Annotated in this window: 1 protein-coding gene (running past one end of the window); it reads right to left on the bottom strand. The window is 54.7% G+C overall.

The genetic code is table 11. The features are described 5' to 3' along the window. Positions 1-26,806: the 3' portion of a non-ribosomal peptide synthase/polyketide synthase gene (locus MJX74_RS12965; protein WP_240223250.1), read on the bottom strand. It continues 3,227 nt past the right edge of the window; the window shows 26,806 of its 30,033 coding nt (coding positions 3,228-30,033); its start codon lies beyond the right edge, outside the window — the gene reads right to left on this strand; the stop codon is at positions 1-3.

Consider the following 26,806-nt stretch of genomic DNA (forward strand, 5'->3'; position numbering starts at 1 on the left):
CTATAGCCAGCCGCTCTCCACTACAGGTGCGGCATGTTCGTCAATATAAACGGCCAGTTGCTGCACATTACTATGTTCGAACAGTACACGGACGCTAAGCTCCAGCCCCATGCGGCTGTTCAATTCGGTGATCAACCGCATGGCCAGCAATGAGTGACCACCCAGCGCAAAGAAGTCGCTGCTGGCACTGACCTGCTGCAGTTGCAATACCTCACACCACAACGCTGCCAACTGCTGCTCTGTTTCTGTCGCCGGTGCAACATAATCACTGCTTTGCACCGCCTCATCCGGCAAGGCCAGCAGCGCCCGTTTATCCAGCTTGCCATTTGCCGTCAACGGCAGTGCTGTCAGCAACACATAACGCCCCGGCATCATATAGGCCGGTAATTGCCCTGCGGCTGCGCTAAACACCTCGCCTAATGCGCCCTCATCTGCCATCACCAGGTAAGCCACCAACTGCTGCTCTTCCTGCGTCTGTCCGCTTACCAGCACTACCGCATCGCTTACCGCTGCGTGCGACAGCAAAACCCGGCTGATTTCCGACAGCTCTATCCTGAAGCCCCTGAGCTTAACCTGCTCATCCAGTCGACCATAAAAAACATACTCGCCGTCTTCTCTTTGTCGCACCAGGTCGCCACTGCGGTAATAGCGCTCATCGCTGTCAACATCACGCATAAAGGCCGTATCGGCCTGCGCATTATTATGATACCCCTGCGCCAAGCCACAGCCACTGATACACAACTCACCAATAAATCCGGCCGGCAATACTGCGCCTGCCCGGTTGCGTACACTTAGCCCCGTGCCCCACACCGCCTGCCCTATCGGCAGACGGTGCGTGACATCGAAGCCTCGCGGCACGGCGTAACAGGTTGTCATCACGCTGTTTTCTGTCGGACCATACGCATTCACCAGTTGTACCTGACTATTGTGCTGATACAACACGGCCGCTGCCTGGTTCGGGAACACATCGCCCCCTACCAGCACGTGACGCAGCGCATTGTTGGCAATACCCTCACCCTGCTTCATCCACTGCTCGAACAGCGCCGGCGTCATCAGCGCCGTGCTGATGTGCTCGCGGTTGATAAGCTCCCCAAGTGCGCTGGCATCAATAAAGCTATCCGGATACAACACTAACGCACCGCCGTTGACCAGCGGCCCCCATATTTCGAACACCGCACCGTCAAACGCCATCGATAACAGCTGTACACTGCGACTGCCCGGCATAAAACCAAACAGCGACTGATTATGCCGTAACAGACGCATTATCGCCTGATGACTCACCGCCACGCCCTTGGGCTTGCCTGTCGTGCCGGAGGTGTAAATCAGATAAGCCAGCTCATCGGCCCTCCCCGTTTCAGCGATATCCGCAGGCCAGTGATAGCCGCTGTCATCCAGCGTGCTAAGCTCCGTGCTGGCAGCGGCACAGTCTACGTCTTGCAGTTGAGCACTATGCTGACATAATACATGGCTTACCCCGGCATCCTGCAGGATGTAACTTATCCGGGCGGGCGGATAATTCGCCGCCACAGGCACATACACCGCGCCCAGTTTCAACACGGCCAACAGGGCACTGATAAGCTCGACAGAGCGCTCGGCGACCACGGCAACTTTATCCAGCCGTTTAACCCCCTGCGCAGCTAAATACCCGGCCAGGCGTGATGCGCGCTTATCCAGTTCACGATAGCTTAAACGCTGTTCGCCATAACACAGCGCTTCTTGCTCCGGCGTCCGCGCTACCCAGTGTGCAAAGCCCTGCTCTAAACGCTCGGCCGGCGCACTCAGTAACGCGACGTTTTGCTCAGCCGTGCAAAGCCTATAATGACTCAGCTTCTTAGCTGGCTGGGCCGCGATTTGCTCCAGCAACTGCATAAAGGCAGCCGCTACGGTGCGGATACTGCGCTCACTGAACAAGTCCGTGCAATAACCCCAACTAAAGTACAGCCCGTCAGTGTCGGTTATTGCCGTCAGCGTCAGGTCGAATTTGACGCTGCTCTGCCGGTCCCGCTGGTAAGGCGTAATCGCCAGCTCCGGCAACTCCAGGGCAACCTGCTCGTTGTTCTGCAACACAAACAGTACCTGGAATAACGGGCTATGGGCTAAGCTGCGCTCAGGTTTTACCGCCTCAACCACCAACTCAAACGGCACATCCTGATTACTCTGCGCCGCCAGGTGCATACCCCGGTTACGCTGCAATAATTCACTGAAGCTCGGGTCATCGCTTAAATCCGTTCGCAGCACCAGGGTATTAACGAAGAAGCCTATCAGCGCTTCGGTCTGCTGCTGGGTACGGTTTGCTACTACCGTGCCCATCACAATGTCCTGCTCATTGCTCCAACTGCCCAGCAAGGCCGCAAAGGCACTTTGTAATGTCATAAACAAGGTGGCGCTGTGAGCCTGGCCAATTTGCTGCAACCGGTTCAGAACATCCAACGACACTTCACTGCCAATAAAGTGGCCGCGCAGGCTTTGTACCGCCGGACGCACTTTATCGGTGGGCAGGTTATGCCGCTGTGGTGCCCCCGCCAGTTGCTGCTGCCAATAACCCAGCTGGCGGTCAAACTCCTGCTCAGCCAGTTGCTGTCGCTGCCAGCGCGCATAGTCACTGTATTGAATAGCCAGCGCCGCAGGCACCAGTGCATGCCCTTCATAACGCTGACGGTAAGCAGTAATCAGCTCGCGCAGCCACAGCCCCATCGACCAGCCATCACTGGCAATATGGTGCATTAACACCAGCAGTAAATGTTTATCATCCGCCAACTTAGCCACATACAGCCGGCACAAGACATCCTGTTGTAAATTAAAGTGATACTGGCTGGCCTGCTTCAGCCAGGCATTTGCCGCCTCAACCTGGGCCTCTCCACTTAGCAGACTCAAGTCTGTCAGTTCCAGGTTGAAGCCGTCGCTGCTCATCAGCTGCTGCATCTGCCCCTGCGCTGTCTCAACAAAGCAGGTGCGCAAACTGTGGTGCCGCTCAATAATATGCCGCGCCGCCTCATGCATCAGTGTCAGATTAAGCTGGCCTTCCAGTGCATAACAATACGGCATGTTATACAGCGCAGGCGCATTCTCCAGATGACTGACAAACAGAATGCGCTGCTGGGCATAAGACACCGGCTGTAACTGCTGGTAGTCTTCTGCCGGTATAATACTGCCCAGCGTACTGCCTTGCGCTTGCAATAAGCGCTGCGCCATCTCGCTCAGCACCGGGGCCTCAAACACCAATCGTACCGGTAACTCCAGCGCCAGTTGCTGCCGGATTGCCGCTATCAACCGCATGGCCAACAAGGAATGACCACCCAGCGCAAAGAACTGTGCCTGGCGTGACACCTTGTCCAGCTTCAGCACCTGACACCAGATCTGGGCCAGGGCTTGCTCCATTGGCGTCTGCGGCGCGGCATAGTCTTCAGTCGCTGTCAGTTGGGGCAGTGGCAGGGCCTTGCGGTCTACCTTGCCACTGACCGACAGGGCAAACTGCCCGACTTCGATAATATGTTGGGGCAGCAAGTATTGCGGCAGCGCGCTCACCAACTGACGCTGTAGCGCCTCAGCACGCCCTGCACACCCAACTGCCGGCACAATATAAGCCACCAGCACCTGGCTGCCCGCGCGATCCTCCTTCACCGCCGCCACGGCTTGCGCCACATCATCCAGCTGCAGCAAGGCCGCTTCGAGCTCACCCAGCTCTATCCGGTAACCGCGCAGTTTAACCTGGTGATCACCCCGCCCCAGAAACAGCAAGCTGCCATCACTGAGCCAACGCACTAAATCGCCGGTACGGTACATCCGGCTGCCTGTCTGGGCATCACCCCACTCCGCGCTGAAGCGCTCTGCCGTTTGCTCCGCCCGGTTCAGATAACCGGCGGCCACACCCGCACCGGCAACATACAGCTCACCGATAGCGCCCACAGGACTGAGCTGCTGTGTGCTGTCCAGCACATAGAAGCGGGTGTTGCTTATCGGTTTACCAATAGCAATGCTGCTACCCTGAGGGGTTTCTGATAAGGGGTTCACACTACAGCCGATGGTCGTTTCGGTCGGGCCGTAATGGTTAAAGATACTCGCCGCAGGCATCTGCTCGCGCATTTGCTGATACAGGCTGGTCTTAAATTCCTCACCGCCCAGCATCAGGCTATGCGCGGCGCTGACCGGGCCTTCCAGCTCTGCCAGCAACGCCTGCATCTGCGTGGGGGTCACTTTAATATATAACCGCTTACTGCCAGACAGGTGTAGCGCAGCACTGCGGTACAAGTTGTCTTCATCGGCAATGTACAAACAACCACCGGTGAGTAACGGTAAATACAGATTCGGGATAGTGCCATCGAAGCTAAAAGAACTCAGCAGAATCGCACCCGCCAGCGAAGCATCATAATAATGCGCTTTGGCATGCTGCAGATAATTGCTCAGGTTGCCATGAGTAATGGCTACACCTTTAGGCTGCCCCGTTGACCCTGAGGTATAAATTACATACGCCAGTTGCGCCGCACTAATCTGCGGCCAGCGCATAGCGCTAAGCCCTGTAAGCCCGGCAAGCTCAGCCTGCACCTCTGCCGTATCCAACGCAACCAGGGCTACGCCCTCAGGTAAGCGCTGCGCCACCGCCTGATGGCCCAGCACCAGTACAGCGCCGGAGTCCGACAACACATAGTGCAATCGCTCATCCGGGTAGGTCACATCTACCGGCAGATAGGCCGCGCCGGCACGCAGCACCGCCAGCATCGATACCACCAAATCAATCGACTTCTCCAGACAAATCGCAACCACATCATTGGCCACCACACCACGCTTAAGCAACAGCGCAGCTAACTGATCGACCCTGGCCGTTAACTGCTGATAGCTCAACTGGCCTTCACGGCTATTGACCGCAAGTGCAGTCGGTACCGCGGCCATTGCATCACTGAGCAACTGGTTAACCAACGCCGGGCCAAACTCATGGCCGGTGGCATTCCACTGACTAAGTAAACTGCGGTCCTGTGCGGTCAGTAAATCATAACCTGCCAGCGACAATTGTGGCTGCGCCACCAATTGGCTTAACAACTGCTGGTAACTGCCGGCCAAACGCTCAATGCTCTGGCGCAGGAACAAGTCGGTGTTGTATTCAAAGCTCAGGTGCAACTCGCCGTCAAACTCTACCGCCGACAGCTTTAAATCAAACTTGGCGCTGTCACGGCTTTGTGCCACACCGCTGACGCTAAGGCCACTAAACTCAACATCCGTCTGCTCGTTGTTCTGCAAGGTAAACAACACCTGGAACACCGGGCTGTAGCTTAAGCTACGCTCCGGCTGCAACTGCTCAACCAGCAGCTCAAACGGCAACTCCTGATGCTCAAACGCATTGAGTACCATGTCGCGGCTGTGACTTAACTGCTCGGTGAAACTGCGCTGCCAGTCCAGCTGATGGCGCAGTACCAGGGTATTAACAAAGAAGCCAATCAGCGGCTCTACCTCTTTCACCGTTCGTCCCGCCACTGGTGTGCCAATGACAATATCGGTTTCATTACTGTAGCGGCTGAGCACCAGGGCAAAGGCGGTATGCAACAGCATAAACAACGACGACTGTTGCTGCTGCGCCAGTTGCGTTACTTCATTGAGCATCGCGGCATCCAGCGCCAGGTTAACCCGGCTGCCGCGGAAGCGCTGCACCGCAGGGCGCGGCTTATCCAGCGGCAGGTTATGCACTTGCGGCAAGCCTTGCAGTTGCTTATGCCAGTATTGTGTTAACCGCGTAAAGGCCTCTCCCTGCAGTTGCTCACTCTGCCAGCGGGCAAAGTCGCTGTACTGCACACTCAACGCGCTCAGTTGCACAGTCTGACCACTTGCCAGCGCGTTGTAGCTCTGGGCTAACTCCCGCTCCAGTATGCCAAACGACCAACCGTCACAGGCAATATGGTGCAGGCACAGCGACAAAATATGCCGCTGCGGTGCAAGGCGAATAACACAACCGCGTAGCATCAGCGCTGAACTTAGCGCAAACGGCATCGCCGTATCACGGGCCAGCGACTGCTCCAATGCCTGCTGCTGCTCTGCCTCTGCCAGCGCCGATAAATCCAGTCGGGATAAACTAAATTCGGCATCGCTCAGCACATGCTGATACGGCCCGTCACCGTCATCACCGAACACCGTACGTAACGTATGGTGCCGTGCTACCAGTAATTGCAGGGCCTGCTCCAGCGCATCAACATCCAGCTCACCATCAAACTGGTAGCGGGCCGGCACGTTGTAATTAGCGCTGCCTTGCTCCAGCTGATCAATAAACCACAACCGCTGCTGCGAGAACGACAACGCAACCTTATCACCTACCGTCGTGCTGGCACTCAGGGCATGACTGCTCACCTGGCGGCCCTTCGTTACCAGCTGTGCCATCGCACTTAATACCGGCGCTTCAAACACCTGCCGGATACTGAACTCCACAGTAAACTGCGTACGCACCGCCGTTACCAACCGCATGGCCAGCAATGAGTGACCGCCCAGTGCAAAGAAGTCACTGTGGCGCAGTACCACCGCACCTGGCAACAACGACTGCCACAACTGCGCTAACTCAATTTCGGTATCGCTCTGCGCTTGTTCACCTTCGATCTCTGTGTGCCACACTATGGCTGGCAACGCACCTTTGTTGACTTTGCCATTGCCGGTGAGTGGGATTGCGCTTAACTGCATCCAACCTTTGGGCCACATATAGTCCGGCAATTTACCGGTCAGATGCTGCTGTAACAGCGCGGGGTCAATGGCTTCATTTGCCGCACTGACAAAATACGCCACCAGGTGCTCGCCATTGGCAGAGCTCTGCAACAATACCGTCGCATCACTGATCTGCGGATAACTCAAAATACAGTGTTCTATTTCACCCGGCTCGACCCGGAAGCCGCGGATTTTCAGCTGCTGATCAGCACGCCCCAGATAGTCATACTGGCCCTGATGATTTAGCCGCACTAAATCGCCGCTACGATACCAACGCGCTGTGTGGCCATTCAGTTGCAACTGCACAAAGCGCTCAGCCGTTAGTTCAGCGGCACCGACATAGCCAATGGCCAGGCAATCGCCGCCCAGATACAACTCGCCTACAGCACCCGCTGGCACCGGCTGTTGATGCTGATCCAGCACACAGATACTGGTGCCGGTAACTGCCGCACCAATGGGCGGCAATAATGGCCACTCAGCTGCTGCTGAACTAAGCACACATTCAGTTGTGACATGCGTTTCTGACGGGCCATAGTGATTTACCAGCCATGCCAGGGGATGCTGTTGGAATAATTGACGGATCTCAGGTGTTATACGCAGTTGCTCTCCGGCCGTAACCAGTACCTGCAAGTCACTGAGTTGGCTGTTACTGCTAAGTACCGCATGCGCCAATACCTGTAGCACCGCATAAGGCATAAAGATCCGGCCGATATGGTGCTGCTGCAACAGGCTGATCAACCTGGGCATATCCAGACGGCTCTCTTCATCTGCCAGCACCAGCGCACTGCCGGTGGTTAATGCTGTCACCATTTCCTGCACCGACACATCAAATTGCAATGACGAGAACATCAAAGTGGGCATAGCTGCAGCCAACCGGGCCGCGCCCTGCTGCTGGTGAGCCAACAGTGCCAATAAGGTACGGTGCGGCACCAGCACGCCTTTTGGCGTGCCGGTAGAACCGGAGGTGTGGATCAAGTAGGCGGCTTGCTCCGCACTATGGTGGACATCATGTAAAGCACCGGATGCAAATGCCTGCAACTGGCTGATACTGAAGCTGAGCTGTTGTACATTACTAATGTCAGGCTGGCTAAGCTCAGGCCGCTGCAGTTCTGCCGTAGTGAGTAAGCATTTTATGCCGGCATTGCCAATAATGTGCTGTAAACGCTCTGACGGAGCTTTAGCATCAAGCGGCGTGTAGACTGCGCCAAGCTTTAACAGTGCTACGAATACCAGCACCACCTCAGCGCTGCGTGGCAACATAACGCCGACATGATCTGCTGAACTAACACCCTGCTGTCGTAACCAGCGCGCCAGTTGATTCGACAGGTGATCCAATTCCAGGTAATTGTATTGCTGTTGCCCGGCAATCAGTGCTGTGGCAGTTGGCGTACGTCTAACCTGCTGCTCTATCCACTGGCTGATACTGTCGATACCCGCAGGCAATGCCGAAGGCGCTTGCTCGACCAACACGTCGTTGGCCAGCACCAGCCTTGATACTGCGCAGGCCGGGTTCTCAATAATGCTGTGCAACAAGTGCATGAAACAGCGGCTAAAACGGGTGATACTTTGCCCGGCAAATAAGTCGGTGTTGTATTCCCAGTTAAACTGCAGGCCGGTATCTGTTTCTGTAGCGATCAACGTAAGGTCAAATTTGGCCAGTGCTGCCCGGCTACGCTGGGCTTCAATATCCAGCTGTTGCGAGTCGGCCTCGACCTGCTGGTTATTGTGTAACACAAACATCAGTTGAAATAACGGGCTGTAGCTCATGCTACGTTGCGGATTCAGCTGTTCCACCAGCAGTTCAAACGGCACATCCTGATTGCTTTGTGCATTCAGATGCGTCTGACGCGCCTGTTGCAGAGCGCTGCTGAACGTCGGATCTGCCGCAAAGTCATTCCGCAGCACCAGCGTGTTAACAAAGAAGCCCACCAGATGGTTCAGCTCATCCCGCCGCCGGTTAGCTACCGGGCTTGCCATCACAATATCAGTTTCATTACTTAACCGGCTCACCAAAACGGCAAACGCGGTTTGCAACAGCATAAATAAGGTCACATCATGCTGCTGTGCCAGTTGCTTTAACTGCTCAGTAGTCGCCAGATCCAGGCTGGCATCGAGCCAGGCTCCGTTGTAAGTCTGGCTGACGGGCCGGGCATTGTCTAACGGCAGATTATGCACCGCCGGCGCCCCTGCCAGTGCCTGACGCCAGAAATTTACCTGTTGTTGCAGCATGTCGCCAGCCAACCATTCACGCTGCCAGACAGCAAAATCAGCATATTGTACCGGCAGCGCCGCTAACGGGTTGGCCATGCCCTGACTAAAGGCGTCATACAACCGGACAAACTCTTCTGCCAGTAAGCCCATCGACCAGCCATCGGCAACGATATGGTGTACTGTCATCAGCAATAGATGCTCGTCATCAGCTATTTTCAGCAGTTTTACCCTGAGCATCAGGTCGCGCTGCAAATCAAAGGCCGTATTCGCTTCAGCCAGCGCAAGCTGTTGTTGCTGTTGTTGCCGCTCTGCCTCAGGCAGACCGGTTAAATCCGTTACCGCCAAGACAAAATCAGCATCCGGCTGCAGCCATTGCAGCGGTACGCCATCCTGCTCAATAAAGCGGGTGCGTAAAGTGGCATGCCGGGCAAAAATTGTGCTGAATACCTGTTGCAGACAGTTGTAATCCAGTGCACCGCGCAGCTGATACACCATCGGAATATTATAGTTACCACTGGCGCCATCCAGCTGATGCATAAACCACATCCGCTGTTGGGCGTAGGATAACACCGCCTTATTGTCCGGGTGCTGCAGTGCTCGCAGCACCGCTTGTTGCTGTGCAGGTTGCGTCTGTTCAATGGCAATAGCGAGCAAGGCCACTGTATTGGCTTCAAAGATGGTTTTAACCGTCAGTTCTGTAGTAAATTCGGCAAAAATCGCATTAACCAAACGGGTCGCCAGCAAGGAATGACCACCAATGCGGAAGAAATTATCGTCCCGGCCAACTTGTTCTACGCGCAGTAACCGCGCCCATATCGTCGCCAGCCGCTGCTCTGTGTCGCCCTGCGGCGCCTGATAAGCATAGCTTTGCTGCCAATTCACCCCTGGTAACTGGTGGCGGTCAACTTTACCGTTTGGTCGCAAGGCAAACTGCGCCATACAGTGGTAATACACCGGCTGCATATAGTCGGGCAGTTGCTGCGATAACTGCTGGCGTAACCGCACTATCAACTGTTCCTGCTCGGCACTGTCGGTTAACAGATAAGCGAGAAGCTGTTTATCCTCAGCATCGCCAACCACTTTCACTACAGCGTTTCTTACACCGTCGTCCTGCAGTAATTGCGCTTCAATTTCGCCAAGCTCTATGCGGTAGCCACGGATTTTTATTTGATCATCCATCCGGCCCAGACAGTGCAACTGCCCCTGCCAATCGAACCGGCCCAAATCACCGGTACGGTATACCCGGCCCACCGGCGTCTGGATAAACTTTTCTGCCGTTTGCTCCGGCTGTGCCAGATAGCCCAGCGCCAGATTGCTGCCGCTGACCACAATTTCACCTATAGCCCCATCAGCCACCGGTTGTTGTTGTTGATCCAGCAACAGTAGCTGAGTATTACTGATGGCCTGTCCTATAGGGACATACATGCTGTCAGCGGTGCCACGGCGACTGACATTGTAATAACTGATATCTGACATAACTTCAGTAGAGCCGTACAAGTTAATCAGCTCTGCCGGTGCTAAATCGGCAATGGCCTGGCTGGCCAGTGAAACCGGCAGCGGTTCACCACTGACAAACCAGTAACGCAGTGCGTTCAGCGTCAGGCCTTTTTGTTGTTGATACTCCAACATACTGCGCAGTAACGATGGCGCCGTGACCAGACGGGAGATCTGCTGTTGTTGCAAATGGGCAAATAGTGCTGCCGGCTCTTTGACGTCAGCGCGGTCAATCAGGTGCAGTGTCTGGCCACACAACAGTGGCAGCCACAGCTCCCACACGGCACGGGTAAACGCCATAGAAGTGATGTGGCAACATTGCTCGTCCTGGCCAAACGGATAGAGCCCGCTCATCCACAACACGCGGTTAAGAGTAGCAACATGCGTCCCCGCAACCCCCTTGGGCTGGCCGGTTGAACCCGAAGTAAAAATAACATGTGCTGCGCTATGCGAAGTAATTTGGCTGTAATCCGGCATTTGGGTGTCGCACTGCGTCACGGCCTGAATAAAATCAGCGTTATCAGTAATTAATTGCGGCACCTGCGCCGGCCACTGGTAGGCCGTGGCCAGTGCTGAGCTGCTCAGCACCAAACTGACATCAGCCGCCTGCGCCATATAGTTAACGCGGGCAGCCGGTAATTCAGTCGACAACGGCACGTAGGCGGCGCCACATTTCAGCACTGCCAGAATGGCCACTATGCGCTGCAGATCACGCGGCATCGCTATTGCCACCCTGCAACCAGCGCTTAGCGCATAATGTTGCTGCAGGTATGCTGCCCACTGGTTACTTAGCTGTTCAAGCGCCGCGTAGCTCATTTGCTGGCCACCGTGTTGCAAGGCGGTGCGCTGGGCGTTTTGCCGGGCAATAACACTGAATAACGCAGGTATTGACGATACCGGTAACGGCTGCACGGTTTCAGGCTGCGGCCAAGGGGTACCCCAACTGTGAGACAATACCGGCGTTTCCGGCGCTTGCTGGACCTGGTTCAGTAAATAACCAAACTGGGTCGCTGCCAGCTGTATCGAGGAAGCTTCAAACAAATTCGCATCATATACCCAATTTAAAATCAGCTCACCGCTACTGTCATCGGCGTACAGGGTAAGGTCGTACTTGTTTTGCACTTCGCCCAGGCTGAGCATTTCTACCTCAGTTTGATACAAACTGAACGGTTGTTGCTCATTATTGTTGTAGTTCAACATGATCTGAAACAGCGGCGTATGGGTCAGGCTGCGCTGTGGATTCAGTATTTCTACCAGCTTTTCAAATGGCATAGCGGCATGCTGATGCGCATCAAGTTGCACCGTTTTAACCTGCTGCAGTAGCTGCACCAGGCTTGGGTTAGCAGACAAATCAAGCCGCAGCACCAACGTATTAAGAAACACGCCCATTAACCGGCTTAATTCCGGTTGATTGCGTTGTGCCAGCGGCGTACCTATTACCACGTCGCTGTCGTTGCCAAGCCGTGCCAGCAATACACTGAATACGGCATGCAGCAGCATAAAATCAGATACCTGGTATCGTCTGGCCAGCTGCTTTAATAAACTCAGTTCCGCCACAGGGATCACCTGTGACCAAACACCACCACGGTAGTTATGTTGCGCCGAGCGGGGCCTGTCCAGTGGTAAACTGTGTACCGCAGGAATACCCTGCAGCTGCTGACGCCAATACTGCTGCGTCTGTTGCAGTTGCACAGCTGCATTCCGCCGTTGCCAACTGGCATAGTCACGGTACTGCACTTGATAAGACTCAAGGGTTAGCGTCTGTTGCTGACAAGCGGCCTGATAAAGTTGCTGCAGATCCTGCAGGAAAATACCCAGCGACGCGCCGTCAGTCGCAATATGATGCATGCACAGCAACAACACATGATCGGTTGCCCCAAGCGATAACAGCTCTGCGCGCAGTAATATATCGGTATCTAACGCAAAGGGCTTAGCCGCCAGTTGATCGATCGCGTGCGTAATCGCCTGGGCGTGATCTGGCGCCAACTCAGTGTAGTCGCGCAGCACCAGGGTAATAGTTTTGCCCGGCATCACTTGCTGCCAGACCTGGCCGTCTTGCTCCAGGTAGCGGGTGCGCAATGACTGGTGCCGTTGCAGTAAGGTGTCAAGCGCCTGCTGCAAAGCTGTCAGTTGCAACGGGCCGCGAATACGCATTGCCAGCGGCATATTGTACTGACTGGCCTGCGGCGACATTTGCTGCATAAACCAAAGACGTTCCTGAGCAAAGGACAGCTCAACCAACTGCTGCTCTTCGGTACAGACGGTCAGAGCAGGTAGCGCAGTTTCTGGCTGGCTTTGGCCAATAACGCGCGCCAATTGCCTGATGCTGTCATGCTCAAACACTGTGCGCAGCGCCAGTTCAATGCCAAAGGCACGCTGGATCAGCATCAGCAACCGGGTAGCCAGTAACGAATGCCCGCCCAGGGCAAAAAAGCTGCTGTCCACGCTAATTTGCTCTGCTGGCAGTTTTAACAACTCTGCCCACAGTTGCTGCAATTGCAGCTCAATATCACCTTCTGCGGCGACAGTGTCTGTGCTGTGTTGGGTAAACTGCGGTAACGGTAACGCACGTTTATCGACTTTGCCGTTAGCGGTTAACGGTAATGCCGGCAACGGCATAAAGGCAGCCGGGATCATATACGCCGGTAGCGAGGTTTTCAGCTGTACCCGCAGGTTGCTGGCAGAGTCTGCATGCCACGCACTATCAGCTGCCAGTACCAGATAGGCCACTAACTGCTGATGCTGTGCCGCATCCGGCAGGCAAATAACACAAGCTTGCTCCACTTGCGGTAGTTGGTTTAGCGCAACAGTGACATCAGATAGCTCAACGCGGAAACCGCGGATTTTTACCTGGTCGTCACTACGCCCCAAATACTGCAATTTGTTGTCGCCACGCCAACGCACTAAATCGCCTGTTTTATAAAATATGTCGGCATGGTCAGCAAGACGGACAAAACGTTCGGCACTCAACTGGGGTAAATTAAGATAACCACGCGCCACACCTGGCCCGGCGACATACAGCTCGCCTACAGCTCCGCGCGGCAGTAATTGTTGCCGTTCATCCAGGATCAGACAGTGGCTCTGACCCACCGGTAAACCGATAGCAGCATATTGGCCGGCGTGCAGTTGGCTTACCCGCTCGGCAGTGACCACATGGGTTTCTGTCGGACCATAATGGTTCCATAACTGACAGCTGGCATGCTGCTGCATGAAAAGGCTGATGGCCTCATTGATAAACAAGGCTTCACCGGCAACGATAACCTGTTGCAGTGCCGCTAATGGTAATTGCTGGCTAAGTGCCTGCTCAGCCAGCAGGGCAAATACCGCTGGCGGGCAAAACAGCCGTTCAATATCAAGCTGTTGCACCAATTTCGCCAGCTGCACCAAATCACTTTTCTGTTCAGCGCTTATTAGTTGTAAACAGCTGCCGGTCGCCCAGGCGGTTGCCAGCTCTTGCGCCGATACATCAAAGGTAAGTGGGGTAAACTGCAGCGTATTCAGCGCCTGTGCCTGGCCCAGTTGTTTTTGCGCCTGTACCAGATGCAATAAGGTGCCTTGCGTTTGACACACCCCTTTAGGCTGGCCGGTGGTACCTGAAGTGTACAGAATATAGGCCAGATCAGTTGTGGCAATGGCGCGGTTAAGCTGTGGTGGTGTCGACAGCTGGGCGGCAATCTGCGCCTGCACGCTACTGTCGTCCAGTAACTGCATGGCGGTATCCACTCTGAAGCGGTGGCTAAACTGTTGTTCAGTTAACAGCAAGGCCGGTTTAGCATCTTGTAATATGTACGCCAGCCGCTCTGGAGGTAATTCTGCATCCAATGGCAAATAGGCGGCGCCAAGCTTTAACACTGCCAGCACAGTCAGTATCTGGCTGATACTGCGGTCCAGACATAAGGCAACGATATCACCCTGCGCCACGCCTTGCTGTGCCAGCCAGTGGGCATAGCGGTTGGCCCACTGTTCCAGTTCACGGTAACTCAGCTGCTCCGCGCCCATTCGCAGCGCAACCTGTTCAGGCCGCTGTAGTACCTGTTGCCGTACCAGGGCGGCAATATCGGCGCTAACGTCCGTCGGCATGCCCTGAGCCAGTTGCAACAACTGCTGTTGCTGCTCGTCGCCCAGCAGTGGTATCTGTGGCAGTAACTGCATACTGTGCTGTGTTACCTGCTGCAGTAGATACAGCAAACTGTCAGCCCAGGCTGCAATAGTTGCGGGGGCAAAAATATCGCTGTTGTATTCCCAAATAATGTCTAAGCCATCGGCGTGTTCTGCAACCGACAGCAGCAAATCAAACTTGCTGTGCGATAACAGCTGTTCCTGCTCGCTTAGTTGCAGCCCGGCTAACTGCCAGTCGCCATGCTGCTGGTGATGTAATACCAGCATGATCTGGAATAATGGCGCATAAGCGGCGCTGCGTTCTTTTTGCAGTTGTGCTACCAGTTGATCAAACGGCAATTGCTGGTGCTGATACGCGTCCAGCGCCACCTGCCGACTGTGTTGCAGTAACTGGCTAAAATTCATAGTGCTGTCGCAGTTCAACCGCATCACCAACGTATTGGCAAAGAACCCCAGCATCTGTTCGAGTTCAGGCTGCTCACGATTCGCTACTGGCGTGCCGATAACGATATCACTTTGCTGACTCAACCTGGCCAGTAATAAAGCCAGTGCCGCCTGTAACCCCATATACAAACTGGCGCCATGCTGCTGGCATAGCATATTAAAGCGCTGCAGCTCAGTGGCAACCAAACGACGTTGACAGCTGTCTCCGGCAAATGACGATTTTTCCGGCCGGTTATAATCGAGCGGTAAACTGTGCAGTTGTGGCATCGCGTCGAGCTGTGTCAGCCAGTATTGTTGCTGCTCCTGCAACCGATCCGGCGTCAGCCATCGTTGCTCCCAATGAGCAAAATCTGCATATTGCAGCGCAGTACTATCCGCTAACTCGGCCGTGCCGTGACAATACTGCAGATACAAATTGGCCAGTTGCTGCTGTAACAGACCAACCGACCAGCCGTCAGCGGCAATATGGTGCAGCGTAAACGCCAGTACATGCGACTCATCTGCCAGTTGGATAATGCCGCTGCGCAGCAGATAATCTGAGCCCAGATTAAAAGGTGAGTTGGCATAACGTTCAAGAATATGCTTCAAGCGGGCATCCACGTCAGGAACCCGGCTCAAGTCGATAACTTCAGTCTGATAATGCTCTGCACTAAAACGGCGTTGCAGCGGTCCTGCTGCCGTCTTTATTATGCTGGTGCGCAAAATGGCATGCTGCTCTACCAGTTGCATGAACGCGGCTTGTAGCGCGGTAATGTTCAGCTTGCCCTGCAGGCGGTAAGCAAAAGGCATATTGTAGTGCGCACTGCTGCCCTCCAGCTGATCGACCAGCCACAAGCGCTGCTGGGCGTAAGACAAGGGCACTAATGCCTCTGCCGGTTGGCGCTGTATCGCTGTTATTGCAGCCGTTTTTGGCAAACGCTCAACGATAGCGGCCAGATCGGATAACAGCGGGGTTTTAAATACTTGCGCGACGCTGAGCTGACAACCGACATGCCGGCTGATAGCCGCGACCATTCTGGCAGCCAGTAACGAATGCCCGCCTAAGCGGAAGAAGTTCGCCGTCCGGCTGATACTCCCCGCCTCACGCTGCAGCAACTGCGACCACAGCTGCACCAGGTACTGCTCTACGTCCCCTTCGGCTGCACTATACTCTTCTACGTCGGCCTGCTCCGGTAATGGCAGCGACTTACGGTCAACTTTACCGTTCACATTCACCGGTAAACTGTCCAGTACCAGCACATGCGACGGCACCATATATTCCGGTAACACCTGCAGCAACGCTGTACGCAGCGCCATGGCGTCGATTGCCGCTGCGCTGACAATATATCCCACCAACACCTGCTGATGCACCAGCACCAGCGCCTGCTGCACGCCCGCCGCTTTACACAGCTGCGCTTCAATCTCGGCCGGCTCTATCCGGTAGCCTCGTACCTTGACCTGGTCATCACGACGCTGTAAATACTCCAACTCCCCTATGCTGCTGTAACGCACCATATCGCCGCTCTTATACAACATCCCTGCGCCAAACGGGTTGGCAATAAAACTCGCGGCACTAAGCTCAGGCTGATCCAGATACCCCTGGCCTACACCCGCGCCACCTATATACAATTCGCCCCGCGCACCCACCGGCACCGGTTGCAGTACATCGTCCAGCACATATAAGCTGACGCCGCTTAGCGCCCCTCCCAACTGCGGCCGCTCGCCCGCTATCAGGCAGGCGCTGCTGTTAACCGTACATTCGGTTGGGCCATACAGGTTATACGCCACCCGGTTATGCCGGCTATTATGTGCCACCAGATTACGCCACAGCTCGGCGCGAATGGCTTCACCCCCTATCAGTTGATTCGGCAATGCCTGGCCCACGGCACATTGCTCCAGCAACACTTCGCTCAGCGAAGGGGTGGTATCCACCCAGTCTATCTGCTCGGCGGCGAAGTAGGACAACATCTGCTGCGGGTCTTTACGTTGCTCATCCGTCAGCACATGCAGGCAGATACCCTCGCCCAGCAATGCCAGTGCCTGCACCGACGCATCAAACACTACCGGCGCACGCCAGGCAAACCGGCTGCCAGCCAGCGGGTACGCTGACAGTAACTCTGCCATACCATCACACAGATGACTCAGGTTACCCTGGCTGATAACCACGCCTTTGGGCTCACCCGTCGAGCCTGAGGTAAACAAGACATACGCTGCCTGCTCTGCCACCAGCGTCGGTAAATGCACCGCGGTATTACCTTCGCCTGTCAGGGCCAGTAAGGTCACACCGTCAAGCTCCACCCTGGTGTCGGTCAGTAAAAAGCCGACCTTGGCCTGGCGCACTATCTGCGCTACCCGGCCAACCGGTGTACTCTCGTCAAACGGCAGGTAAGCTCCGCCAGCCTGCTGGATTGCCAGCAAATTAACCACCAGCCCCGCATCCCGTTTTTGCCACACGCCAACAATATCGCCCGGTTTAACCCCCTGCTCCACCAGGTAACGTGCCCGACTGGTCACCGCGTCAACCAGTTGCTTATAGCTCAGCCGCTGCCCGCCGCTTACCAACGCCAGCGCGTCGCCTTGCTGCGCGGCATACGCCGATAACCTCGATGTCAGGCTGTGATAAGCACGTTCAGGCTGCTCACTGTTCTGATCTTCTGCTTTGCTTTTTACTACTGATTGCCGGGCCCATAGCTGTTGCACACTTTGCGTTGGCTGTTGCAATAATCCTTCGGTATAACGGCAGAAACATTGCAGTATCCCGGCAACACTTTGCTGACGCAGCAGCGCCGTATCGTATTCTAACTCCAGTAACAAGGCGCCATTGGCTTGCTCTGCCACCGTCAGCGATAAATCAAACTTCGCCACCAGTTCGTCACTGTGCCTGACACTAACCTTATTTTGCGGCAGCGTTAATGCGGGTTCAGCCCAGTTTTTATCCAGATAATTAAACATGATCTGAAACAGCGGATGGTAACTCAGGCTACGCTCTGGGTTGAGCACCTCAACCAGCTGTTCAAACGGTAAATTCTGTCTCGCAAAAGACTGCTCTGCCTGCTGCTGTTGCTGTTGTAATAACGTCGTCAGCGCGACAGAACTATCAATACGGGTTCGTAGCAGTAAGGAGTTAACAAACAACCCCAGCATCTGCTCTGTTTCCGGCCGCTGCCGGTTAGCAACCGGACTGCCGATGACAATATCGGTTTCTGCACTAAGACGGGCCAGTGTTAAGGCAAATATGGTTTGCAGTACCACGAAAGGCGTAGTGCGCTGCTGGCGGGCAAATTGCTGCAAAGTGCCGTTTAGTTCTGGCGTCAGTTCACTTTGCACGGCACTGCCGGCAAATTGCTGTTCAGCCGGCCGGGTATAATCCAGCGGCAGGTTGTGTACCTGCGGTAAGTCCTGTAGCAGCTGGCGCCAATACTGTTGCTCTGCACCCAGTTTCTGTTGTTGTTCAGGCTGTTGCAAATAGCAGGTGTAGTCCAGATATTGCAATGTCTGCTGCTTTTGTTCTGGCTGCTGGCCCTGCAGCAATTGCTGATACAGTTCAGACAATTCGGCAAAAAGCAGGTCCATTGACCAGCCATCAGCGGCAATATGATGCAGACACAACAGCAACTGATATTGCTCTGGCGCCAATTGCACCAATTCAGCCCGCAGCATCAGATCAGCACTCAGATCAAAGGCTTTGGCGGCGTTATCCCGGGTAATGCTCTGCAACTGCGTCTGACGCTCGCTTAGGGCCACAGCACTCAAATCGGTATACCGACAAACACCTGCAGTAGCTGCACTGATATGCATATACAGCTCGCTGTTATCGTCCTGACGATACTGGCTGCGCAAAATCTCATGTCGTTCAACCAGCAGATCGATAGCCTGACATAGCAGCACCGGCACTAACTGACCCTGAATATCAAATTGTGCCGGGATTAGATAACTGCCCCCAGCCTGCGCAAACTGGCAGACAAACCACAGCCGCTTTTGAGCAGGTGACACCGGGTTACGTTGATAACGCTGTGCACTGACTATTGCTGCGTGATGTCGCACAGGTTTGGCATCAATCAAAGCTGCCAGTTGTCGGATACTGCTATGCTCAAACAAGTCTCGCAGGGTCAGTGACTGTTGCCATTGTTGACTGATACGGCCGAGCAATTTACCCGCCAACAATGAATGCCCACCCAGGGCAAAGAAATTGGTCTCAACACACAGCTCAGCGCAGTCTAACTGTAACGCGTCTGCCCAAAGCAGTTGCAGCTGTTGTTCTGTCACAGTAGCTGGCATCAGCGCCGCTATAGCCGTTTCGACGACAACAGGCAAAGCTCGACGATCTGTTTTACCGTTCGCAGTGAGCGGCAACTGCTCGAGCAATATAAAATGTGCTGGCACCATATACGACGGCACCCTAGCCGCCAGACCGGTACGAATTTTTGCCAGATCCGGCGTAGCGCTATTACACACCAGATAAGCCACCAGCTCTTTTTGCTGCAGCCGGTTAACGCGGCTCAGCACTACTGCCTGCACCACGTCGGCACAGTGCAGCAGTTGTTGTTCAATTTCGCCGGTCTCAATGCGAAAGCCACGGATCTTCAGTTGCTGATCATCACGACCAACAAAATGCAGTAAACCGGCGTTACAGCGGTAAACCAAATCGCCGGTGCGGTACCAGCGACCAGCAAGCGCGGCACTGTCTAGCTGGACGAACCTCTCTGTGGTTAATGCTTCCTGCCGCCAGTAGCCTTGCGCCAAACCCAGACCCCGGCAGTACAACTCACCGATAGCACCTACTGGCTGCACGTTGCCGTATTGATCCACTACGATAATTTCATCGCCCGGCACTGGCCAGCCCAGCGGCACCGTGGTGGCATTGAACTGGCGCGGGATCGGATAACATAGGGTAAAGGTCGTGTTTTCGGTAGGACCATAGCAATTGATAATACTCAGCTCAGGTTGACGCCGATACATTGCCGCTACCGCTTGCGCCGACACCACATCACCACCGGTAAGCAAATAACGCAGCGTCGGTAACGGCTGAGCGCAGTGCAACGCAAAATGTTCAAACACCGCGGCAGTAAGCCACAGGCTGTTAACCTGATAGGTCGCGACCGCCTGCTCAATGCCGCTTGCCGATATTATCGTGTCCGGATACAGCACCAAAGTGCCACCATTGAGTAATGGCCCCCATATTTCCAGCGTCGCAGCATCAAAAGCAACCGAGCCTGCCTGCAGAAACACCGTTTGCTGATTCAGCGGCATATAATCAGCCAGCTTCACCAGCCGCAGTATTGCTTGCTGCGGTACTGCCACCCCTTTGGGTTGGCCGGTAGAACCCGAGGTATACATGATATACGCCAGATCGTCGGCTTGACGTTTAACTGCAGTAAAGGCACTTTCGGCTGCTGGCAGTTGATCCAGCAGCAATACCGGCGGGCTAATGTCGGGCAACTGCTGCATCAGAATATGGTTGCTTAACAGCACACTGGCCTGGCTATCCTGCAGAATAAAGCTGTTACGAGACGCAGGGGCATCGGGGTCTAATGGCACATAGACCGCACCCGCTTTGTTAATTGCCAACAGTGCAATAATCAGATCAACAGAACGCGGTAACAATAACGCTACCCGGTCCGCCACAGACACGCCAGCCTGTTGTAACTGCGCCGCCAGCAGCTCGGCAGCCTGCGCCAGAGCAGCGTAACTCAATTGCTGCTGTTGATAACGCAGGGCAATCTTGTCCGGGGTATGTTGCAGCCAATAAGCAAAACTCTGGTGCAGACTTTGCTGGCATAGTGCCAGCTGTTCAGCTGACACGTTGCGGCTTATAGGGTCTGCTGTATCCAGGTGAATACCGCTTTGTGCCGCCTGGGGCTGTTGCAATAAGGTGGTTAGCGCCCGCTGGTAGCTATTTAGTATGCGCTCCGCTGTGGCAGCACTAAACAGATCGGTAGCATATTCAAGCTCCAGCAGAACGCTGCCGTCAGTTTGTTCTGCCACGGTTAGCGACAAATCAAACTTGGCTTTATTAAGCTCAGCTTCCTGCAACTGTACATCCAGTTGCTGCCAGTGTTCCGTCGCCTGCAAATCGGCGCCAACATAGTTAAACATCAGCTGGAATAACGGATGGTGGCTAAGGCTGCGTAGCGGATTGATCAGCTCCACTAACTGCTCAAAACTGATGCTGTGGCTGAGCAACTGTGATAACTGCTGCTGGCACTGCTGCATTTGTGTAATAAAACTGGCTGACAAATCTATGTCATGCGCTACCACCAGCGTGTTAACGAAGAAACCGATCATGTCGTCCAACCCGGCTTGCTCGCGGTTGGCCAGCGCGACTGCCGTCACGACCCGGCGCTCGTTACTCAAACGGGCAATCAATGCAGCAAATACTGAGTGGTATAAATTGAAGCTGCTGCACTGAGCATCATTGGCTAATTGCTGCAACGACGTTGCAAGCTGCGACGTCAGCCACAGACGGCATACCGCACCGTTATAGCTTGGCGTCGCCGGACGGGGGAAATCCAGCGGCAAGCTGTGCAGTGCAGGCGCATCCTGCAATTGCTGCAACCAGAAGGCACTCTGCGGTTCTGTATCGGCGCTTTGCTGTGCCACGGCATAATCGCGGTACTGCAAGGCATCATCCGCTGCCATTGCCAGCGTTTGCCCCTGACATACGGCGTTATAGCTGGCAGCCAGTTGTTGCAACAGCAACTTAATTGACCAGCCATCGCCCGCGATATGGTGCAGGTTCAGCAACAAGCAATGTTGCTGGGCAGATAACCGTATCAGTTGCAGTTTCAGCATTAAATCGTTAGTTAAATCAAATTGATAGCTGGCATGCTGTTGTTGCAACCTGGTCATTGCCTGTTGTTGTTCTGCGCCAGCCAGCGCAGACAGATCGGTGCTATGCCATAAAGCTGCTGGTACCGCAGTCAATTGCTGGTATACACCGGTATCATTTTGACGATAAACAGTACGCAGAATATGCTGACGCTGAAACAGCGCGGTTACTGCTGCATTAAAAGCCGCATAGTCCAGCTCACCAGTTATTGTCAGCTGTAGCGGCATATTATAGATACTGCTGTCTTGTTGGATTTGACATTGATGCCAGATACTGGCCTGTGCCGCTGACAGCGGATAATAGTCAGCCGCTTCAGCCTTAACCAGCAGCTGCGGTACGGCGTTGGCCTGTTGTTGCGTAATCAGCTGAGCCAGTTGCTGCAGCTGTGAAAACTCAAATACATGTTTTAATTTCAGCGCTGTCTGTAGCGTCTGATTTATCGCTGCGACCATTCTGGCGGCCAGTAACGAATGCCCGCCTAAGCGGAAGAAGTTCGCCGTCCGGCTGATACTCCCCGCCTCACGCTGCAGCAACTGCGACCACAGCTGCACCAGGTACTGCTCTACGTCCCCTTCGGCTGCACTATACTCTTCTACGTCGGCCTGCTCCGGTAATGGCAGCGACTTACGGTCAACTTTACCGTTCACATTCACCGGTAAACTGTCCAGTACCAGCACATGCGACGGCACCATATATTCCGGTAACACCTGCAGCAACGCTGTACGCAGCGCCATGGCGTCGATTGCCGCTGCGCTGACAATATATCCCACCAACACCTGCTGATGCACCAGCACCAGCGCCTGCTGCACGCCCGCCGCTTTACACAGCTGCGCTTCAATCTCGGCCGGCTCTATCCGGTAGCCTCGTACCTTGACCTGGTCATCACGACGCTGTAAATACTCCAACTCCCCTATGCTGCTGTAACGCACCATATCGCCGCTCTTATACAACATCCCTGCGCCAAACGGGTTGGCAATAAAACTCGCGGCACTAAGCTCAGGCTGATCCAGATACCCCTGGCCTACACCCGCGCCACCTATATACAATTCGCCCCGCGCACCCACCGGCACCGGTTGCAGTACATCGTCCAGCACATATAAGCTGACGCCGCTTAGCGCCCCTCCCAACTGCGGCCGCTCGCCCGCTATCAGGCAGGCGCTGCTGTTAACCGTACATTCGGTTGGGCCATACAGGTTATACGCCACCCGGTTATGCCGGCTATTATGTGCCACCAGATTACGCCACAGCTCGGCGCGAATGGCTTCACCCCCTATCAGTTGATTCGGCAATGCCTGGCCCACGGCACATTGCTCCAGCAACACTTCGCTCAGCGAAGGGGTGGTATCCACCCAGTCTATCTGCTCGGCGGCGAAGTAGGACAACATCTGCTGCGGGTCTTTACGTTGCTCATCCGTCAGCACATGCAGGCAGATACCCTCGCCCAGCAATGCCAGTGCCTGCACCGACGCATCAAACACTACCGGCGCACGCCAGGCAAACCGGCTGCCAGCCAGCGGGTACGCTGACAGTAACTCTGCCATACCATCACACAGATGACTCAGGTTACCCTGGCTGATAACCACGCCTTTGGGCTCACCCGTCGAGCCTGAGGTAAACAAGACATACGCTGCCTGCTCTGCCACCAGCGTCGGTAAATGCACCGCGGTATTACCTTCGCCTGTCAGGGCCAGTAAGGTCACACCGTCAAGCTCCACCCTGGTGTCGGTCAGTAAAAAGCCGACCTTGGCCTGGCGCACTATCTGCGCTACCCGGCCAACCGGTGTACTCTCGTCAAACGGCAGGTAAGCTCCGCCAGCCTGCTGGATTGCCAGCAAATTAACCACCAGCCCCGCATCCCGTTTTTGCCACACGCCAACAATATCGCCCGGTTTAACCCCCTGCTCCACCAGGTAACGTGCCCGACTGGTCACCGCGTCAACCAGTTGCTTATAGCTCAGCCGCTGCCCGCCGCTTACCAACGCCAGCGCGTCGCCTTGCTGCGCGGCATACGCCGATAACCTCGATGTCAGGCTGTGATAAGGACGGCCAGAGGTCTGCTTTGTATAGGGTTGAGTGCTAATGTCAGCCAACTGAAGCGAGGCCAGAGTATGCTGAGGTTTTTCTGCCAGTTGTTGCAACAGTACATGAAATGCCTGACTAAACTGCGCAATAGTGGCCGGGCGAAATAGCGCACTGTCAAACTCCCAATTCAACTGCAGCCAGTCGTCGTGCTGCACCGCATCCAGCGTCAGATCAAATTTGGCAATGCCCGGCGGACTGTCTTGCAAAGCACACTCCAGCTGGTTAAAGCATAGGCCAGAGCCGGTTTGCTGGCGGAAACTAAACATGATTTGAAACAGCGGATGGTAGCTCAGACTGCGTTCTGGATTGAGCATCTCGACCAGTTGTTCAAACGGATACTGCTGGTTCGCCAGCATAGCAGCGTGTTGCTGTTTATCCTCAGCCAATTGCTCAATAAAACTGCGGGATAAATCAACATGGCTACGCACAACTACCGTATTAACCAGATAACCCACCAGCGCTTGTTGCCACTCTTCTGCGCGGTTTGCTACCGGCGAGCCGATAACGATATCGCTGTGCTGACTATAGCGCGCCAGCAAAATAGCAAAACTGCTTTGCAGTAGCTGATACAAAGTAGTGTGTTGCTCTGCCGCCAGCTTGCTCAGCGCTGACAGTAACGAGGAGCCAAGCTGCGAGTGCAGCAGATCGCCACGATACTGCTGCTGGGCCGGCCGGATAAAATCGGTGGGCACTTGGTGCAAAACGGGTAGCTCTGCCAACTGCTGCTGCCAGTATATACCTTGCGGTTGCATAACGGTGACCACGTCTTCCTGTTGCAGCCACGCGGTATACTGGCCGTAGTTGATAGCCGCCGGTTCAAGGCTGGCACCATTATACAGCGCCGCCAGTTCGTCAAGCAGCAAACTGACGGCATGGCCATCGGCCGCAATATGATGCAGACATAAAAGCAATTGATAACGCTGAGGGCCGACACGCAGGACTTTAGCTCTAAGCGGATAATCTGCTGCCAAATCAAAAGGCGCCAGCGCCATAGTGTTAACTTCTGTCGCCAACCATGTCGTCGCATCCTGCTCTGCGCCGGGTTCGCTGTACTGCAGCAGTGTTGTCGGTACCGGCAATGTCACCACAGCCAATTGTTCCTGTTGTTGCCGGTACACAGTACGTAAAATATCATGCCGCTCAATTAATTGTATTAAAGCACTGTCAAGCTTGGCGCTATCTAACTCACCGTTAAACTCGATAGTCAGCGGGATATGGTAAGCTGCAGCCTGTTGATCTAATTGACATAGCAGCCACATCTGTCGTTGTGCGGCTGAGGCCACACCGGCGGCAGTTAGTAACGTCGGCGAAGCGAATACAGTAGTGCTGCGGTGCTGATCCAGCCAGGCAGACAACTGTCTGATAGTGGGGTGTTCAAACACCTGACGAATACTGCACTGCCCGTAGCCTTGTTGCACTATGGCGCTAACGACTCGGGCTGCCAGCAATGAATGCCCGCCCAACGCGAAAAAATTAGCGTCTACGGAGGTTTGCTCAATATTCAGCTGCAAAAACTCAGCCCAGATTTTCTGCACACAGCACTCAGTTGCCGTTGTCGCTGGCTTAAACACCGCATCAGTCAGCTGCCAGTCTGGTAGCGGCAAAGCTTGACGATCAAGCTTACCATTGACGCTACGGGGTAACGATGACATTGCAATAAAGTGTGCTGGCACCATAAAGGCTGGCAATTGTGCTGCCAATGCCTCACGCAGCTGCTGCGCTGTTACTGCCATGTCTGCTGTACCAGTGTCTTGTTGCACATAATATGCAACCAGTGCCGGTTGTGCCGCTTTGTCCTGTTGCAACAGCACTGCCGCTTCACGAATTTGTGGCAACCTGCTAAGACAGGCTTCAATTTCTCCCAGCTCTACCCGGTAACCCCGTAGTTTTATCTGATGATCTCTGCGGCCAATAAACTGATGTTCCAGCTGCGGCGTCAGGCGCACCAAATCGCCGGTTTTATACAAACGTTCACTGGCATTAAATGGACTGTTTATAAAGCTCTGTGCGGTTAGCTCTGGCCGGTTCAGGTAACCCCGGCCGACTGCCAGCCCCCCGATATACAGCTCGCCCACTGCGCCTACAGGTAAAGGTTGCAAGGCGTCATCCAGCACATATAGCCGGGCAGTCGGTAATACTTGCCCCAACGTAATACGCTGCTGCGGCAAAATTGGTCCTAAAGTTACGGCGATAGTACATTCAGACGGGCCATAAGCATTAAACAACGCATACCGCTCAGCCCAGCGCCACGCCTGTTGTTCATTGCAGGCCTCACCCGCCACCATCAACGCCTGCAGTGCGTAGTCGTCACGGCAATTTAAATGCGCCAGCAGTGCAGGCGGCAACACCGCATGGGTAATATGTTCTTGCAACAGTTTTTGTTCCAGCGCCAGCATATCCAAACGCTGGGTTTCGTCACACACATGCAGCGATGCGCCGCTGCAAAATGCCATAATCCACTCGAAAGTGGCGGCATCAAAACTGACAGTGGCATATTGCAGCACGCGTGATAGCGGGCTCAGTTGCAGCGGAGACTGCAGCGACAACGCCAGTTCCAGCAAAGCACCACGCTGTAACAACGTCCCCTTGGGTTTACCGGTAGAGCCTGAGGTGTAGATCACATAGGCCAGTTGCTCTGGCTGCAGCACTATATCCGGCAGGGTATGCGGATAATCTGCTAAACAAATGTGCTCCAGCACGATTACTGCATTATGGTTGTGTAATCTGGACAACAGTTTTTGCTGCGTCAGCACTAACTGACAACCGCTGTCACTGAGCATATGCCCGATGCGCTCATCCGGATAGGCCGGGTCGACCGGCAAGTATGCAGCGCCAGTTTTAAGCACCGCTAAAATAGCAATCAGACTGCTCGCAGATCGTTCAGTACACACAGCGATAATTTGCTCTGGCAACACTCCCTGAGCTAACAAATAATGTGCCAGCTGAGACGACTGCTGGTCCAGCTCGCGGTAA

This window comes from Rheinheimera hassiensis (genome assembly GCF_022436675.1).
GTDB lineage: Bacteria > Pseudomonadota > Gammaproteobacteria > Enterobacterales > Alteromonadaceae > Alishewanella > Alishewanella hassiensis.